This window comes from Bradyrhizobium sp. USDA 4473, assembly GCF_054063335.1.
Map to the genome: position 1 here is coordinate 1,586,457 of NZ_JBSSGE010000001.1, position 15,766 is coordinate 1,602,222.

The 15,766-nt window shown below is 64.1% G+C and carries 14 protein-coding genes and 1 tRNA gene; 5 read left to right on the forward strand and 10 right to left on the reverse strand.

Going from position 1 to position 15,766, the window contains the following annotated elements; genetic code table 11:
- Positions 1-203: 203 nt before the first annotated feature.
- Positions 204-842, forward strand: a complete 639-nt coding sequence (locus ACVW17_RS07395) for a TetR/AcrR family transcriptional regulator (RefSeq protein WP_163153963.1) — start codon at positions 204-206, stop codon at positions 840-842.
- Between the two features lie 237 nt (positions 843-1,079).
- Here ACVW17_RS07395 and ptsN read toward each other — a convergent pair whose 3' ends face one another.
- The 7 genes from ptsN to ACVW17_RS07430 all read right to left on the reverse strand — a co-directional run bounded on the left by ptsN (position 1,080) and on the right by ACVW17_RS07430 (position 8,070).
- Positions 1,080-1,541: a PTS IIA-like nitrogen regulatory protein PtsN gene (gene ptsN, locus ACVW17_RS07400; RefSeq protein ID WP_029082506.1), complete on the reverse strand. Its 462-nt coding sequence runs from the start codon at positions 1,539-1,541 to the stop codon at positions 1,080-1,082.
- Positions 1,542-1,772: 231 nt separating this feature from the next.
- The gene (gene hpf / locus ACVW17_RS07405) at positions 1,773-2,372 is read right to left on the reverse strand and encodes a ribosome hibernation-promoting factor, HPF/YfiA family (protein WP_456751223.1); all 600 of its coding nucleotides are present in this window, start codon (positions 2,370-2,372) and stop codon (positions 1,773-1,775) included.
- Between the two features lie 183 nt (positions 2,373-2,555).
- Positions 2,556-4,211, reverse strand: a complete 1,656-nt coding sequence (gene rpoN, locus ACVW17_RS07410) for an RNA polymerase factor sigma-54 (RefSeq protein ID WP_456751224.1) — start codon at positions 4,209-4,211, stop codon at positions 2,556-2,558.
- A 204-nt stretch (positions 4,212-4,415) separates the two neighbouring features.
- Positions 4,416-5,399: an LPS export ABC transporter ATP-binding protein gene (gene lptB, locus ACVW17_RS07415; RefSeq protein ID WP_456751225.1), complete on the reverse strand. Its 984-nt coding sequence runs from the start codon at positions 5,397-5,399 to the stop codon at positions 4,416-4,418.
- 426 nt (positions 5,400-5,825) lie between these two features.
- Complete coding sequence (locus ACVW17_RS07420; RefSeq protein WP_456751226.1) at positions 5,826-6,548, reverse strand: LptA/OstA family protein; 723 nt, start codon at positions 6,546-6,548, stop codon at positions 5,826-5,828.
- 5 nt (positions 6,549-6,553) lie between these two features.
- On the reverse strand, positions 6,554-7,285 hold the full coding sequence (gene lptC, locus ACVW17_RS07425) for an LPS export ABC transporter periplasmic protein LptC (protein WP_456751227.1): 732 nt from the start codon (positions 7,283-7,285) through the stop codon (positions 6,554-6,556).
- Positions 7,286-7,455: 170 nt separating this feature from the next.
- Positions 7,456-8,070 (reverse strand): ribonuclease H-like domain-containing protein, encoded by a 615-nt coding sequence (locus tag ACVW17_RS07430; protein WP_456751228.1) that lies wholly within the window; start codon positions 8,068-8,070, stop codon positions 7,456-7,458.
- 464 nt (positions 8,071-8,534) lie between these two features.
- On the opposite strand from ACVW17_RS07430, the gene ACVW17_RS07435 reads away from it, so the two are divergent.
- Positions 8,535-9,803 carry an MFS transporter gene (locus ACVW17_RS07435; protein ID WP_456796989.1) on the forward strand — a complete coding sequence of 423 codons (1,269 nt, stop codon included), beginning with the start codon at positions 8,535-8,537 and terminating at the stop codon, positions 9,801-9,803.
- 111 nt (positions 9,804-9,914) lie between these two features.
- Here ACVW17_RS07435 and ACVW17_RS07440 read toward each other — a convergent pair.
- Positions 9,915-10,001: transfer RNA gene (locus tag ACVW17_RS07440), tRNA-Leu, on the reverse strand.
- Positions 10,002-10,149: 148 nt separating this feature from the next.
- Between ACVW17_RS07440 and ACVW17_RS07445 the strand changes: the two genes are divergently transcribed.
- Positions 10,150-11,118 (forward strand): complex I NDUFA9 subunit family protein, encoded by a 969-nt coding sequence (locus ACVW17_RS07445; RefSeq protein WP_456796990.1) that lies wholly within the window; start codon positions 10,150-10,152, stop codon positions 11,116-11,118.
- Positions 11,119-11,245: 127 nt separating this feature from the next.
- On the opposite strand, the gene ACVW17_RS07450 is transcribed toward ACVW17_RS07445, so the two are convergent.
- The gene (locus ACVW17_RS07450; RefSeq protein ID WP_456756347.1) at positions 11,246-12,577 is read right to left on the reverse strand and encodes an IS1182 family transposase; all 1,332 of its coding nucleotides are present in this window, start codon (positions 12,575-12,577) and stop codon (positions 11,246-11,248) included.
- A 234-nt stretch (positions 12,578-12,811) separates the two neighbouring features.
- Entirely contained in the window at positions 12,812-13,618 is an 807-nt protein-coding gene (locus tag ACVW17_RS07455; protein WP_456751290.1) for an undecaprenyl-diphosphate phosphatase, read from the reverse strand.
- Positions 13,619-13,881: 263 nt separating this feature from the next.
- On the opposite strand from ACVW17_RS07455, the gene ACVW17_RS07460 reads away from it, so the two are divergent.
- Entirely contained in the window at positions 13,882-14,574 is a 693-nt protein-coding gene (locus ACVW17_RS07460; protein WP_456751291.1) for a glutathione S-transferase family protein, read from the forward strand.
- A complete protein-coding gene (gene queG / locus ACVW17_RS07465) occupies positions 14,523-15,713 on the forward strand; it encodes a tRNA epoxyqueuosine(34) reductase QueG (protein ID WP_456751292.1) in 1,191 nt (396 codons plus the stop codon). Before ACVW17_RS07460 ends, queG begins: the two co-directional genes overlap by 52 nt.
- Positions 15,714-15,766: the final 53 nt, after the last annotated feature.

Sequence of the window (15,766 nt, forward strand, 5' to 3'; positions counted from 1 at the left end):
CCCCGCGGTGCATTTCCTCCTGTTTTGTCGATTGGTCAGCCGTCTTGACGGTTGTCCGAATTATTGACCCAACCCTCGTCCAGGAACTTGACGCTTGTCAAGCCTGAATTTGACAAGTGTCAAAGAGGATGCTGTGAAGAGATGGAGCGCGCCGCGGTTGCCGCGGTATAAGCTGCTGAAAGGAAGAAGAGGAAAGGCACCGGATGGCGCGGCAAGCGACAGGAGCGGCCCAGCGTGTTGCCGTAGCGGCCGAGACGCTGCGCGACGAAAAGTTCAACGCACGGCGCATCGAACTTGCGGAGGCCGCGCTTGAGACGCTCGGCGAACTCGGCTTCGCGCGCACCAGCCTGCGCGAGATCGCGCAGAACTCCGCCTTCACGCACGGCGTGTTTCACTACTACTTCAGCGACAAGCTCGATCTGATCTGCTGCTGCGTGCGTCACTACAAGGCGAAATGCGTGACGCGCTATGACGAGGTGGTGACGACGGCACAGAGCCGCGACGAATTGACCGAAGGCTTCCTCGCCAAGCTCGCAGCGACGCTCGAGAATGAAGCGCGCATGCATCGACTCTGGTACGATCTGCGCTCGCAGGCGATGTTCGAACCGGCATTTCGCAAGGATGTGCTGGAGATCGACAAGAGCCTGGAAGCGATGATCTGGCGCATCGCCACGCGCTATGCCGAGCTCGGCAACAAACGCCCGGCATCGTCACCGGCGGCGCTCTACGCGCTGTTCGACGGCCTGTTCCAGAGCGCGCTGCTCAGGCATCTCGCAGACGACAAAAAAGCCGTTCCGGACCTGCTCGACGAAGTCCGCCGTCTGCTGCCGACGATCTGCTGAGACGTTGCGACGTACACAGCTTCGTAGCCCGGATGAAGCGCAGCGGGGATTTGTGCCGGCGGCGAGACTTTCCCGGATTGCGCGGAGCCTGTCATCGGGCGCGCGTTCGCGCGACCCGTTGGCTCCATCCGGGCTACGGGAATTCAAACATCAACAACGCATTGGCGAACGTCATCACGTCACGCATCGGCTATGCTCTGGTGACAGCAGCGCGAACGAATTCGCTGACGGGGATGATTACGCCGCGCTCGCCGGCGGCAGTGCGAGCACCGAGTAGATCGCCTGGGCGTCGCGTGAGGCGCGCAGCTTCTTGGCGACGTCCTGGTCGCGCAGCAAGCGGGCGATGCGCGCCAGTGCCTTGAGGTGGTCGGCGCCGGCGCCTTCAGGCGCCAGCAGCAGGAAGATCAGATCGACCGGCTGGCCGTCCATCGCCTCGAAATCGATCGGGCGCTCGAGGCGGGCGAAGAAGCCGAACAGCTTCTCGAGCTTCGGCAGCTTGCCGTGCGGAATCGCAACGCCGTAGCCGACCGCCGTGGTGCCGAGCTTCTCGCGCTGCAGCAGCACTTCAAAAACGGCACGCTCGTTCTGCCCGGTCAACGCCGATGCACGCGCGGCGAGTTCCTGCAGCGCCTGCTTCTTGCTGATGACTTTCAAAGCCGGAAGTATCGCCTCGGGTGCGACCAAATCGGTAATCGGCATTGGGACGTTCCGAGGTGAATGAACCGTCAGGTTGCGAAATGGGCTTTACAGCGGCGGCGTCAAGAAGTTGAGGTGGGATGCGGGCTTAGCCCGGGTCCAGCTGGCAGGGCTTCTACTCCAACGTATCGGCGGTGCCAACACCTGCGAACCCTGTTCCGCCCCCTTATTCCTGGAGGCGGCGGACCATAAGCAGGGCTGGCTTCGGACGTCAATGCCATCGGCCAACTATCCTCAGGGGCTCACCGCGGGCGGATCGACCCAGCCGACATTGCCGTCCGTACGGCGGTATATGATGTTCAACCGGCCACTGCCGCCGTGCTGGAACACCAGGCAGGAGGCGCCGGTCAGGTCGAGCTCCATCACGGCTTCGCTGACCGACAGCCGCTTCAGCGCGGTGGTTGCCTCGGCAATGATCACGGGGCTGTATTCGGTGACCTCGTCCTCGTTCTCGGGCGCCTCGATCACGTAGCTCGGCGCGTCGAGACCTGCGCCGTTCAACTCGGCAAGTGCGGCGGTCGCGGCGTAGGCCTTGCGCGCGGAGCGGTCCTTGAGCCGGCTCTTGTAGCGGCGCAGACGCTTCTCGATCATCAGGAGCGCGGCATCGGCGCTGGCATAGGCGTCGGCGGCGTTGGATTCGGCTTCCAGCGTGATGCCGGAATCCAGATGCAGCGCGCAGTCGGTGCGGAAGCCGAAGCCATCCTTGCTCAGGGTGATGTGACCGGAATAGTTGCCATCAAAATACTTTCGCAGGACCTCGTCGGTGCGCTCGCTGACGCGCGCGCGAAGCGCCTCGCCGATGCTGATGCTCTTTCCCGAGATACGAAGGGTCATTTGATGCCTCGATTGCTGGATGCCTCGATCACTCTTGCTGGAGCATGATGCTTGCTGGGCTTCCGGTAACCTCCCTCTCTGGACGACGCTTCACCTGGAGATTGAGACTATCCCGATTTGGCGCGAACGCAACGAGCGCATGGGCCGCTCCGTACTCGGACGGGGGCATGCTCAAGAAGTAACCTAAACGGGGGCTGTATCGCGCGACCGGTCGGATGAGGAGGCAGGGGCCGAAAGGGCATTACCAAGCATGCTCTGTTTGTCACGGCGGCGCTGCACCGAGGATGGTATCCGCATCGCCTCGCGATATTTCGCGACGGTGCGGCGGGCAATATCAATGCCCGAGGCCCGCAAACGTTCCACGATCGTGTCGTCGGACAGGATCGCTGACGGCGCCTCGCCGTCGATCAACTGCTTGATGTGGTGACGCACCGCTTCGGCCGAATGCGCTTCGCCGCCGTCGGCGGACGCGATCGACGCGGTGAAAAAATACTTCAATTCAAAACTGCCGCGATTGGTCGCCATGTATTTGTTGGCGGTGACGCGCGACACCGTCGATTCATGCATCTGGATCGCGTCCGCGACCGCTTTCAGATTGAGCGGCCGCAGATGCGCGACGCCATAGGTGAAGAAGCCGTCCTGCTGGCGGACGATCTCGGTCGCGACTTTGAGGATGGTGCGGGCGCGCTGATCGAGCGCGCGGACCAGCCAGGTCGCGTTCTGCAGGCAGTCGGTGAAGTACGACTTGTCACCGTCCTTGCGGATCGTCTTCGACAGCTCAGAGTAATAGGTCTGGTTGACCAGCACGCGCGGCAGAGTGTCGCTGTTGAGCTCGACATGCCAGCCGCCATCGGGACCCGGACGCACATAGACGTCAGGCACCATGGTCTGCGTCCGCGAGGTGCCGAACTTCAGCCCGGGCTTCGGATCGAGCCGGCGGATCTCCGCGATCATGTCGGTGATGTCTTCATCGTCGACGCCGCAGAGCTTTCGCAAGGCCGCGATGTCGCGCTTGGCGAGCAGGTCGAGATGCTCGACCAGCGCCTGCATTGCCGGATCGTAGCGATCGAGCTCGCGCAGCTGGATCGCCAGGCACTCGCTCAGGTTACGGGCGCACACGCCCGGCGGATCGAATTTCTGCAGCACCGCGACGACCTCGTCGACCGCTTCCTGCGATGCGCCGAGCCGCTCGGCAGCCTGGCCGAGGTCGGCCGGCAGATAGCCGGCGTCGTCGACCAGGTCGATCAGGTACTGCCCGATCATGCGTTGCGCCGGCGCCGAGAACGCCACCGCGAGCTGTTCGGCGAGGTGATCGGCGAGCGTCAGCTCGGCGGCCACGAAGGCTTCGAGATTGTACTCGTCGTCGCTGGAGGCGCCTCCGCCCCATTCGGTATAGACCGACGGCGGCGCGTCCTGCGCGGCGCGCGCGGCGGCTTCCGCCGGCTCCTCGGAGAACACGTTGTCGAGACCGGTATCGAGCGTCTGCTCGATCTCGGCGCGGGTGCCGAGGTCGCGGTTCAGCCATTCCTCCTGGCCGGGTTCGAAAGCGGCCTCGCCACCGGAACCCGCGGCCATGTCGGACGAGTCGCCCTCATCCCCGTAGCTGCTCGAACCGTCGGAATCGTCGTAGTCCGCCCGCTCCATGGTCGGCTCGCCCGCCACCGGGGGTTCCGGCCCGTCCGTCGCCCGCTCCAGCAGCGGGTTACGCTCCAGCTCTTCCTCGACGAAGGTCGACAGATCCAGGTTCGACAGTTGCAGCAGCTTGATCGCCTGCATCAGCTGCGGCGTCATCACCAGCGACTGCGACTGGCGGAACTCTAGTCTTTGCGTCAGCGCCATGGAGGCAAGATCGACCCTGAAAGTTGGCTCGATTCTTGCTTATCTTAGTCCGTGAAGCTTGTACACGGCTTGACGGATGCAATTTTTGGGGTAAGCGCGATCAGCAAAAGTGGACGTCCGGTTTTGCGTCCGATCGCGCGTCAGATTCTCTAATTTGCGCATGATCTTGTCGCCACACCGCTTCACACTTTGGCGGATCATGCGCTACAGGCGGAATTCCTCGCCAAGGTAAAGCCGGCGTACATCCGGATCGTTAACGATCTCCTCCGGGCTGCCCTCAGTCAAGATCTCACCGGCATAGACGATGTAGGCGCGGTCGGTCAGGCCGAGCGTCTCGCGGACATTGTGGTCGGTGATGAGCACGCCGATGCCGCGGTTGGTGAGATGGCGGACCAGGTCCTGGATGTCGCCGACCGCGATCGGGTCGATGCCGGCGAACGGTTCGTCGAGCAGCATGTAATTGGGCCGCGTCGCCAGCGCGCGCGCGATTTCAACGCGGCGGCGCTCGCCGCCGGACAGCGCGATCGACGGGCTTTTGCGCAGCCGCGTGATGTTGAACTCGTCGAGCAGCGAATCCAACTCGTGCTCGCGCTTCTTCTTCGAAGGCTCGACGACTTCGAGCACGGCGCGGATGTTTTGTTCCACCGACAGGCCGCGGAAGATCGAGGCTTCCTGCGGCAGATAGCCGATGCCGAGGCGTGCGCGCTGGTACATCGGCAGCTTGGTGACGTCGTGGCCGTCGAGCTCGATCGCGCCGCGATCGGCCTTGATCAGGCCGGTGATCATGTAGAACACGGTGGTCTTGCCGGCGCCGTTGGGCCCGAGCAGGCCGACCGCCTCGCCGCGGCGTACATAGATGCTGACGCCGCGCACGACCTGGCGGCTGCCAAAACTCTTTTCCACGCTATGCACAGCCAGATAGCCCGGCCGCTTGATCAGCTGGGGCGCCGCCGTGGCGTTGTTGCGGGCGGGCCGCGCACGCGCCGGTGCGGGCGCTGCGGCCGGTTGGGCTCGCAGCTCGACTGCGGGCGCCGAGGCGGCGCGCGCCATCGGCGGTGCGTCGCGCACCGGAGACGTCAGCATCTCGCCGAACTGGTCGCCGAGCGCCGTGATGTCGTCATGCGCGCGCGCAAATCCGGAACTGCGTTTCGCAGGGCGCCGCCGGAACATGCCGAGAAAATCCACCATCCCCGCTTCGCTTCAGCCTTTCACGGATCCCGCGACTTTTGCCTGCGGACCAATCGATTCGCATGCGAAGGCGCAAGCATGAGCCGGAAAACTGAACACCGGCCTTCCCTGCGCAACAAAAGCGGACGCGTTTGCGGCGGAGATCATGCTCAAACAACACGGCAAAGCGCGATCGCCCGCGCCTTGAATGAATGGATGCCCCTCCGGCCGACAAGACTCCCCCTCAAGGCGCATCGTTCGGCCGGGCCGCAGCAGTAGATACAGCCTCACCCCGCGCGCTTCAACCTCGCGGCTGCAAAATATTATCTAATGCATTGATCTATCTTGCTTTTGGTGGCTTGGCCAAAGCTGACGGGGGGCTTACGGGCTGGCCGCAGCCGGCGCGCCGCCAGCAACTCTGATGGCCATCCGCGCACCACCAGTCGGCTATTTCGGTTTGCTGCCGGGAATCAGTTGAAGCGGCGACGGCGCCGGGGCTGCGCCGGGGGCGGCCGGCGTTCCGCAGCCGCCCTTGGCGCTCTGATTGAACAGGCCCTGCACCTTGCCGCTGTCGGATTCCACCCGCGAGACGCCGGTGGTCATGTCGACCAGCAGACGATCGCCGCGCAGCACGTTCTGGCACTGGGTCAGCACCACCTGGCCGCCGCCGCCGCCGCCGCCGAGCATGGTGATCAGATTGGTCTTGGTGTCGAAGATCGCGGTCTCGCCGGTGACGACCTGGTCCTTCTGGGTGACGACGACATTGCCTTTCGCCTCGAGCCGCTTGATCGAGGACGCGCCGCCGGGCCCGGGCGTCGCCGACTGCATCGGCGCGGCACCCCCCTTGGCGGCCGCGGCCTTGGTGCCGGCCGGCGCGGGCGCCGGCGTCTGGGTCGACTTATCCTCGTAGAACACGACCAGGATCTTCGAGGTCATGGTGGTGTCGCCCTGCACGACCTTCACATTGCCGGAGAAGGTCGCCTCCTTCTTCTTGTCGCGCATTTCGAGCGCAGCCGCCTCGATCTGGATCGGCTGATCGCGGTTCTGCGAAAAGCCCTGCATGGCGTTGGGAACGCCGCTCATCGAGCCTTGCGCGAAGGCCGCGCCGCTCGCGAGCAGCGCAAGCAGGAAAGTCGCAATTGCCGTGCCGTACGGAAAACGTCTCATCATCAAAATCATTTCGGGTTGGCGGATTTGCGCGCCTTCGGCGGCGCCGGAGGAGGAGGCGGTGCGGGCTCGGCTTGCGGGCTCGGATTGTTGTCGCCGAGCTTGTCGAGATACATCACGACATTGCCTTCGAAACGCACGAGCTCGCCGCTGTTGTAGATCCTGAGCCGGTCCGATGTCAGCGTGCCCTGGAGCAGCTTGACGTCGACGTGCTCGTCCGACGACACGTTGCCCTTGTTGATGTCGACGAAAGCTTGAGTCAGCTTCGCTTCATAGCCGGTGGAGGATTGCAGGAAGACATCCTGGCGCAGATCGAGCAGTTGCTTCTTGTTGTCGAAGAAGCCGGTGCGCGCATCCATCGTTACGGTCGACTCGTCCTGCTGCGCGACCTTGGCGCGGATCGTCTTCAGCTCGACATGGTCGGGATCGGTGACGTCCTGGATCGCCGCCTTGGCCCACATCTCGTAGGGCCGCCCGTCGGCCGAGAAGCCGGCGATGTGCGGCGATTCCATCGTGATCTTGGTGCCCGACACCACGAGGTTGTCCATCTCGACCGGCAGCTTGGGGATCAGTTCGCGGAACGGATTGTAGACCGAGACGAAGATGATCGAGGCCATCGACAGCCCGACCACAGCGGGCACCGCGACGCGCAGTATCCGCACCATGCGGCTGTGCCGCGCGGCGGCAGCAAAGCGCGCCTCGAGGCCAGTCACATAGGCTGGATTCTGAACCGAATTCACCTGAGCTCCAGAGGCACGAAATTGCCCCTATTCTAGCCGGAGCCGCCCAATCATGCAGCCCGGACCTCGCGTCGCGCCCCCGCAAGGAGACCACGCGTGAACAGTTTGGCCGAAACGGGGCGGAACGGCCCCTGCCGCGACGAATTCGACGCCCATCATGAACGGCGAATTCATGAATGAGCGAAGATGTCCTCGGCCTCCCAGCCATCGAGATCGAGCCTGGCGCGGGCGGGAAGGAAATCGAAGCAGGCCTGAGCGAGGTCGGTGCGTCCTTCGCGCGCGAGCATCGCATTCAATCTGTCGCGCAGCGCATGCAGATGCAGCACGTCGGACGCGGCGTAGGCGAGCTGGGCTTCGCTGAGGCTCTGCGCGCCCCAGTCGCTCGACTGCTGCTGCTTCGACAGCTCGACGTTGAGCACCTCGCGCACCAGATCCTTCAGGCCGTGGCGGTCGGTGTAGGTGCGCGACAGCCGCGAGGCGATCTTGGTGCAATAGACCGGCGTCGGCATCACGCCGAAGGTGTTGTAGAGCACCGCGACATCGAACCGCGCGAAATGGAAGATCTTGGTGATCTTGGGATTGGCGAGCAGCGCCTTCAGGTTCGGCGCATCGGTGTGGCCGTTCGGAATCTGGATCACGTCGGCGGTGCCGTCGCCGTTCGACATCTGCACCACGCAGAGCCGGTCACGATGCGGATGCAGCCCCATGGTCTCGGTGTCGATCGCAACGGAATCGGTGTAGCGCGTGAGATCGGGCAGGTCGCCGCGATGCAGGCGGATGGTCATGTATCAAGGCCTCGGGTCTCGGTTCGATTCGACAGGCGACACTAGAGCCTTTTCCGTTCCGATGAAATCGGAACGGAGCTCTAGACTCTTGTTTTGACGCGTTTTCTTTACGCGAACCGGTATCCGCTTCGCTCGAAAACGCTCTGCCCCAAACGCCCCGGATGCGAGCGGATAGGCAGTTGCCGGGCGGCTCAGCCGGGCGTTACTCCCTGCTCTTGCCATATCCCGACACGGCTGCCCAGCATCGCGCCGACCCTGTTGCATTTGGATCACGCTGCAATTCAAACGATAGGCGCCGGGATGACCCGAGGCCCGGCAACACCCATATGAAGAAGCGGAAATCTCGCGGTTCTTGATCGCACTTCCGCGCATTTTTTGCGTATCCGCGCCGATGAAATCCACGAGCGGCGCCCTATCTGTGGCCAGCCGCTCGCACGTCCTACTCATCTTCAGAAATGAGCCTCATGTCGGAACAGACCATCGCCGCGCCGATCGATGACGACCAGCAGGAGCGCGGCTTTTCGCGCTATCAAACGTTCCTGATCGCGCTGCTCGCCTTCACGCAATTCACCCTGATCCTCGACTTCATCATCATGTCGCCGCTCGGCGCCATCCTGATGCCGTCGCTCAACATCACCGCCGGGCAGTTCGGCGTCGCGGTGTCGGCCTACGCCTTCGCGGCCGGCATCTCCGGCATCCTCGCCGCCGGCTTTGCCGATCGCTTCGACCGCAAGCGGCTCCTGCTGTTCTTCTATGTTGGCTTCACCTTCGGCACCGTGCTGTGCGCGCTGGCGCAGAACTTCCACGTGCTGCTGCTCGGCCGCATCGTTACCGGTCTGTTCGGCGGCGTGATCGGCTCCGTGGTGCTCGCCATCGTCACCGACCTGTTTCCGCTGCAGCTGCGCGGCCGGGTGATGGGCTTCATCCAGACCGCATTTGCCGCAAGCCAGGTGCTCGGCGTGCCGGCCGGACTCTTCCTCGCCAATCACTGGAACTGGCACGTCTGCTTCGTCGCCATCGTCGGCCTGTCGATCGCTGCGATCGCCACCATCGCGTTGTTCATGGAGCCGGTCGACGGCCATCTCAAGCTGCAGCACGACCGCAACCCGTTCCAGCATTTGTTCGCGACCGTGACGCAGCCGCGCTACACGCTGGCCTTCCTGGTGACGACGCTGCTGGCGACCGGCGGCTTCATGCTGATGCCGTTCGGCAGCGCCTTCACCGTGCATAATCTCGGCATCGACATCGTCCATCTGCCGACGATCTATCTGGTCTCCGGCCTGTTCAGCATCCTGATGGGACCGCTGGTCGGCCGCGCCAGCGATGCATTCGGCAAATATCCGACCTTCATCTTCGGCTGCGTGGTGTCGGCGATCATGGTGCTGATCTACACTCATCTCGGCCACGTCTCGCTGCTGACCGCGATCATCGTCAACGTGCTGATGTTCGTCGGCATCTTCTCGCGCATGATCCCGTCGCAGGCGCTGATGTCGGCGATCCCCGACGCCAGCCAGCGCGGCGCGTTCAGCGCGGTCTCGGCCTCGGTGCAGCAGCTCTCGGGCGGGCTGGGCTCGGTGGTCGCAGCCGCGATCGTCGCCGAGAATGCGGACGGCTCGCTGCTGCATTTCGACCGGATCGGCTACGTCGTCGTGGCGAGCTCGATGATCTCGATGATCGCGATGTATTTTGTGCAGAAGCCGATCGCGCGGCGGGCTGGGCGGCGGGTGGTGTGAGGCAAGCTCGGCCCGGCGTCGGCGTACTCTGCCACCGCATCCTCAGCGGGTCACGGCCTCGTCGCACCCACCCTCCGGATGCTGAGCGATTTCAATCGCTTAAAAAGTGGGTGGTGCCCAGGAAAGGACTCGAACCTTCACGGCCGTTAAGCCACTGGCACCTGAAGCCAGCGCGTCTACCAATTCCGCCACCTGGGCATGTGGAGCGGCTTAGTAAGGATCGGTTACGCGCTTGTCAAATTCGCGATCGAAAATTCAAATAGCCTGTACAGGATTGGGCTGATGGCGTATCGCGAGAGGCGCTAAATGCGCTCAATCGCTCTCGAATCCGGCAGGAATGGACCTCATGGCATCGAACCTGGAAACGCTCGTCACGGTCTTCGGCGGATCGGGTTTTCTGGGACGGAACGTGGTCCGAGCGCTCTGCAAGCGCGATTACCGCGTGCGAGTCGCGGTGCGGCGGCCTGAACTGGCGTTCCATCTGCAGCCGCTCGGCCGCGTCGGGCAGATTCATGCCGTCCAGGCCAATGTGCGCTACCCGGCCTCGGTCGAGGCGGCGTTGCGTGATTCGCACATCGCCATCAATCTGGTCGGCATCCTGGCCGAGGGCGGCGGACAGAGCTTTGATGCCGTGCAGGTGAAGGGCGCCGAGGCAATCGCCCAGGCGTCGGCCGCTGCCGGAGCCCGGATAGTCCATGTTTCCGCCATCGGCGCCGATAAGGACTCGGCCTCCGGCTATTACCGCGCCAAGGCGGAAGGCGAGCAGGCGGTGCTGGCGGCCGCACCACAGGCCACCATCATGCGGCCGTCGCTGATGTTCGGGCCCGAGGATCAGTTCACCAACCGCTTTGCGGCGCTGGCCCGGATGTCGCCGGTGCTGCCGCTGGTCGGCGGCGGGGCCAACAAGTTGCAGCCGGCCTATGTCGCCGATGTCGCCGACGCGGTGGCCGATGCCGTGGACGGCAAGGCGAAGGGCGGCGCCACTTACGAGCTCGGCGGGCCGGAAGTGCTGACCATGCGCGAGGTGATGGAGATCATCCTCCAGATCACCCAGCGCGACCGCATGCTGGCGCCGCTGCCGTTCGGCCTCGCCAGGCTGCAATCCTATGTCCTGCAATTCGCGCCCGGCCCGTTCACGCTGACGCCGGACCAGGTCGCGATGCTGCGGTCGGACAATGTGGTGTCAGACACCGCCAAGGCCGCCGGGCTCACATTTGCCGGGCTCGGCATCACGCCGGATTCGATGGAAGCGGTCGCCCCGCAATATCTCTGGCGCTTCCGCGCGACCGGCCAGTTCCAGAAGAAGAGCGCGTAGGGGCCCGCCCCAAACCCTCGCCGTCATCCTGAGAGCTTGTGACGGATTCGGCTCCTGCGGAGTTTTTGGCGGCTGTTCGTCGCAGCAATTGGCAGGTTTGAGTTCGAGTTCGGCGATGACCCGTTGTTTAGGCTCTGGAGAGGCGGTTGCCTTGCAGGATGTTGTTGACGAGGGCGTACCAGAGCACGACGGCACGGACCTTTTCGATGCCGCGCACGGTCAATTGCCGCAGGTCCCAATTGCGCCAGCGGGCATGGATGCACTCGCAGATCGACCGGGACCTGTATCGGGCCTTGCCCTCTTTGCTCGCCATTCGCGCACGCCAGGCCAACACCCCCGGACCGTCGCCGCGCCGCGGTAGATAGGGATCGGTACCGTGCTTGGATTGAGTGGGCGGACAAAAGATATCGATGCCCTCGGCATAGGCCCATTCGATGTCCTCGGCACTGCCAAAGCCGCCATCGACGAGATGGTCCTTGGGCAACCCTCCGGGCCGCGCACGCTGCCGCTCCAGCATGGGACGCATCAGGCCGCGATCGGATCCGATGTTGCAAATTCTGGTGTCGACGACGATCTGCTCCCCGGCCACGCTCGTCACCTGCACGTTGTAGGCGGGGCGGAAGCCGCCGTTCGCCATCTTCATGACCCGTGCATAGGCGTCCGTCGTGGAGGCCCGCGGCTCCTTCGGCGTCTTGCCGTTGCCGCGACTTTCTTCGCGCTCCTTGCGCTGCTGCTTGATCTCGGCGAGCGCCGTCTGCGCCGCCTTCACCCGCGCGCTGCGTTCCCGCGCGGCCCGCTCCTTGGCTGCCCGGGCACGCTTATTGCTGGCGTCCGAGCGTGTGTCGACCTCGCGCTTGAGGTCTTCCACCACGGCCTCAGCCTGCGCCAAATGCTTATCCAGCGTCGCCTCGCGCCGGAACGAGGCGGCCCCGGCGCTGGCCCGGACCCGCATGCCATCCTGCGCCAAGGTCTCCAGATCGACGAGACCGGCCTTTGCCAACGCTGCCAGATGCTCACTGAGCAGTCGGTCAAGCAGATCGGCGTTGCCGACCCGGAAGTCCGCCAGCAGGTGATAGTTCACCGACACCCCGCCGCACAGCCAGCGATAGGCATCGTGGCTCTCGCACAGCCGCTCCAACGCCCGCGCGCTGCCAACGCCTTCGCTGGCGGCATAGAGCCACAGCGCCAGCAAAAGCCGGGGCGAGGTCGCGGGGTGACCGGGACGATCGCCGCGAGCCTTGATCCGGTCCTCCAACTCACTCAGATCAAGCTCTTCGACATAAGACCAGATCAGCCGCACCGGATGGTCTTCCCCGATCAGGCTCTCAATATCAACCGCTCGCAGCGCAATCTGGTCGCGCTGGGGCTCACGCAGCCGCGGAGCGCCGGGCAAGCCCGCTTCGACTGATGGCTTCGCCTGCTCCGGCAGGTCCCCAAACAACTCATCGGCAGCCAACATCACCTCCCGCGAATCCATCATCGCCAGAGAATCACACCGCGCCGGCTTTCGGCTATAATGCTCGCTGAAACCCCAAAAAAATCACACCCTCTGAGGTGCGACCCTTGCGGCGCAATTGCGCCGCTGGGCAAGCCCCGAAGGATGAATCGGCCACAGTCGGGCCGTCGACCCTTCGAGACGGCCGCTTTGCGGCCTCATCAGGGTGACGGTGATGGATGGTGCCTGTGGGAGTCTTTACCGTCCCATCGCCAGCGCGATCAGGCCGAGCGTGCCGACGATCACGCGCCACCAGGCAAAGAAGGAGAAGCCGCGCCGGGTGACGAAATTCAGGAATGCCCGCACCACGATCATCGCGGTGATGAACGACACCACGAAGCCGACCGCGATCACGCTGAGATTGTCGGAGGTGAAGTCGCCGCGGTTCTTGTAGAAATCATAGGCGAACGCACCGACCATGGTCGGGATCGCAAGGAAGAACGAGAACTCGGCGGCCGAGCGCTTGTCGGCGCCGAGCAGCATTGCAGCGACGATGCTGGCGCCGGAGCGCGACACGCCGGGGATCATCGCCAGACACTGCGCAACGCCGATCCAGAAATACATCAGCAGCGGGAACCGAGTCGCATCGTCCTCATAGATCTTGAGGTCGAGCTGATCGACCCAGAGCAGCACGGCGCCGCCGACGATCAGCGTGAAACAGACCACCCACGGATTGAACAGGAATTCCTTGATGTACTTGCCGGCGATCAGGCCGATCACGACCGCCGGCAGGAACGCCACCAGCACGCCGATCACGAAGCGGCGGTCGTCGGGATTGGAGAACATGCCGAGCGCGACGCGCCACAGTTTGGTGAAGTAGAGCACGAGGATCGCCAGAATCGCGCCGAGCTGAATCAGGATCGCGAAGCTCTTCCAGAAATTGCCTTCGCCGAGATTGAAGAAACGTTCTGCGAGCAGCAGGTGGCCCGTGGACGAGACCGGCAGGAACTCGGTGACGCCCTCCACGATGCCGAGAATCACCGCCCGCAGCATATCCGTCATCATGATGTGGCCTGTCCTGTGTGGAAAACGGGATTCTTCTCGCTTATTCGCACATTGGCCGCAATCGCAAAAAATCGTCAAACAATGGGTTACCCGGCCGATTTGCTGAGCTATAGCGTTTTTGTGACCCGCACCATCTGCGGGGGTGGCTACCGGTTCGTGTGCTGACGCGACATAGAGACGACCGGAGCCGGTCTGGCCAAGGCACAGGTCCGGACCGCACAGGTTGATGGTTTCTTAATCGCCGTGAATCTACCAAGGGCCTCATGTACACGCTGTATCACCATCCGTTCTGTCCGCATTCGCGCTTCATTCGCCTCGTGCTCGGCGAGTACGGCCTCGATCTGCGTCTGGTGGAGGAACGGGTGTGGGAGCGGCGCGAGGCGTACCTCGCGCTCAATCCGGCGGCCACCACGCCGGTCCTGATCGCCGAGGGCTTTCCGCCGATTCCGGGTGCGCCTGTTATCGCCGAATATGTCGACGAGACGCATGGGCTGGATGCCGGCGAGCGGCGGCTGTTGCCGACCTCGTCGGCCGAGCGCGTCGAGGTGCGCCGGCTGATGGCGTGGTTCAACGAGAAATTCTTCGAGGAAGCCTCCAACCCGCTGGTGACCGAGCGGATCTACAAGCGCTTCATGAGCGAGGACAATGGCGGCGGCCCGCCGGCGCCCGACATCATGCGCGCCGCCAAGGTCAATGTGCGCTATCATCTGAGCTATATCGGCTGGCTGGCGAAGACGCGGAACTATCTCGCCGGCGACCGCCTGACCTACGCGGATCTCGCCGCCGCGGCGCATCTCTCGGCGATCGACTATCTGGGCGACGTGCCATGGAGCGAGGACGACGCGGCAAAGGCGTGGTACGCGCGGGTGAAGTCCCGCCCGTCGTTCCGCCCGCTGCTCAGCGAATGGCTGGCGGGGGTGCCGGCGTCGCGCACCTATGTGGACCTCGACTTCTGAACCCGGCAGTCACGCTCTCTCCGCCCGACCTCAAGGCGGCACTTCGGCGCGAGGCACATGCGCTGGGCTTCGATGCCATTGGCTTCACCGCGCCTGATGCGACCAGTGCAGCCGGAAGATATTTTTTGGAATTCCTCGGCTCCGGCGGCCATGGCGACATGGACTGGCTCGCAGCCAATCCGGAACGGCGCGCCGACCCGCGCGTGCTGTGGGGCGGCGTGCGTTCGATCATCATGCTCGGCGTCAATTACGGGCCCGCTGATGATCCGCTCGATATTCTCGCGCGCCGCTCGCATGGTGCGATCTCGGTCTATGCGCAGGGCGACGATTATCACGACGTCATCAAGAAGCGGCTGAAGATTCTGGCGCGCTGGCTCGCCGCCGAGACCGGCGACGAGGTGAAGGTGTTCGTCGACACCGCCGCCGTCATGGAGAAGCCGCTGGCGCAGGCCGCCGGGATCGGCTGGCAGGGCAAGCACACCAATCTGGTGTCGCGCGAATTCGGCTCCTGGCTGTTCCTCGGCGCGATCTATTCCGCGACCGAGCTGCCGTGTGACGAAGGCGAAGCCGATCATTGCGGCAGCTGCCGTGCCTGCCAGGACATCTGCCCGACCGCGGCGTTTCCGGCCCCCTACAGGCTCGATGCGCGGCGCTGCATCTCGTATCTGACGATCGAGAACAAGGGCCCGATCCCGCACGAATTCCGCAAGGCCATCGGCAACCGCATCTATGGCTGCGACGATTGCCTCGCGGTGTGCCCGTGGAACAAGTTCGCGCAACAAGGCCGCGAGCAGAAGCTTGCCGCGCGCGATGGGTTGCGCGCACCAGCGCTCGCCGATCTCGTGCGGCTCGACGATGCCGCGTTTCGCGCGCTGTTCACGAAATCGCCGGTCAAGCGCATCGGCCGCGACCGCTTCATCCGCAATGTGCTGATCGCGATCGGCAACTCCGGCGACCCCAACCTTGCCGGCGAAGCGCGACGCCTGCTCGACGATGCCAGTCCGCTGGTGCGGGGTGCCGCGGTGTGGGCGCTGGCGCAGTTGCTCGCGCGTGACGCGTTCGCAGCGCTGGCGTCACGGGCCGGCGGTGAGCCCGACATCACCGTGCAGCAGGAGTGGCGCGCGGCCAACGTTGTGTGAACGCATGCAGTCACCGGTGGCCGGTGCGCATCGCTCCATCCCCGTCATTGCGA

What these genes read in the sequence shown, in the direction of transcription:
- ptsN (WP_029082506.1), bottom strand. Translation starts at nt 1,541, where the DNA reads ATGCCGATTACCGATTTGGTCGCACCCGAGGCGATACTTCCGGCTTTG.
- rpoN (WP_456751224.1), bottom strand. Translation starts at nt 4,211, where the DNA reads ATGGCGCTGACGCAAAGACTAGAGTTCCGCCAGTCGCAGTCGCTGGTG.
- hpf (WP_456751223.1), bottom strand. Translation starts at nt 2,372, where the DNA reads ATGACCCTTCGTATCTCGGGAAAGAGCATCAGCATCGGCGAGGCGCTT.
- queG (WP_456751292.1), top strand. Translation starts at nt 14,523, where the DNA reads ATGGCTGGCGGGGGTGCCGGCGTCGCGCACCTATGTGGACCTCGACTT.
- ACVW17_RS07430 (WP_456751228.1), bottom strand. Translation starts at nt 8,070, where the DNA reads ATGACCATCCGCCTGCATCGCGGCGACCTGCCCGATCTCACGCGCTAC.
- ACVW17_RS07460 (WP_456751291.1), top strand. Translation starts at nt 13,882, where the DNA reads ATGTACACGCTGTATCACCATCCGTTCTGTCCGCATTCGCGCTTCATT.
- ACVW17_RS07450 (WP_456756347.1), bottom strand. Translation starts at nt 12,577, where the DNA reads ATGTTGGCTGCCGATGAGTTGTTTGGGGACCTGCCGGAGCAGGCGAAG.
- ACVW17_RS07420 (WP_456751226.1), bottom strand. Translation starts at nt 6,548, where the DNA reads ATGATGAGACGTTTTCCGTACGGCACGGCAATTGCGACTTTCCTGCTT.
- lptB (WP_456751225.1), bottom strand. Translation starts at nt 5,399, where the DNA reads ATGGTGGATTTTCTCGGCATGTTCCGGCGGCGCCCTGCGAAACGCAGT.
- ACVW17_RS07455 (WP_456751290.1), bottom strand. Translation starts at nt 13,618, where the DNA reads ATGATGACGGATATGCTGCGGGCGGTGATTCTCGGCATCGTGGAGGGC.
- ACVW17_RS07395 (WP_163153963.1), top strand. Translation starts at nt 204, where the DNA reads ATGGCGCGGCAAGCGACAGGAGCGGCCCAGCGTGTTGCCGTAGCGGCC.
- ACVW17_RS07435 (WP_456796989.1), top strand. Translation starts at nt 8,535, where the DNA reads ATGTCGGAACAGACCATCGCCGCGCCGATCGATGACGACCAGCAGGAG.
- ACVW17_RS07445 (WP_456796990.1), top strand. Translation starts at nt 10,150, where the DNA reads ATGGCATCGAACCTGGAAACGCTCGTCACGGTCTTCGGCGGATCGGGT.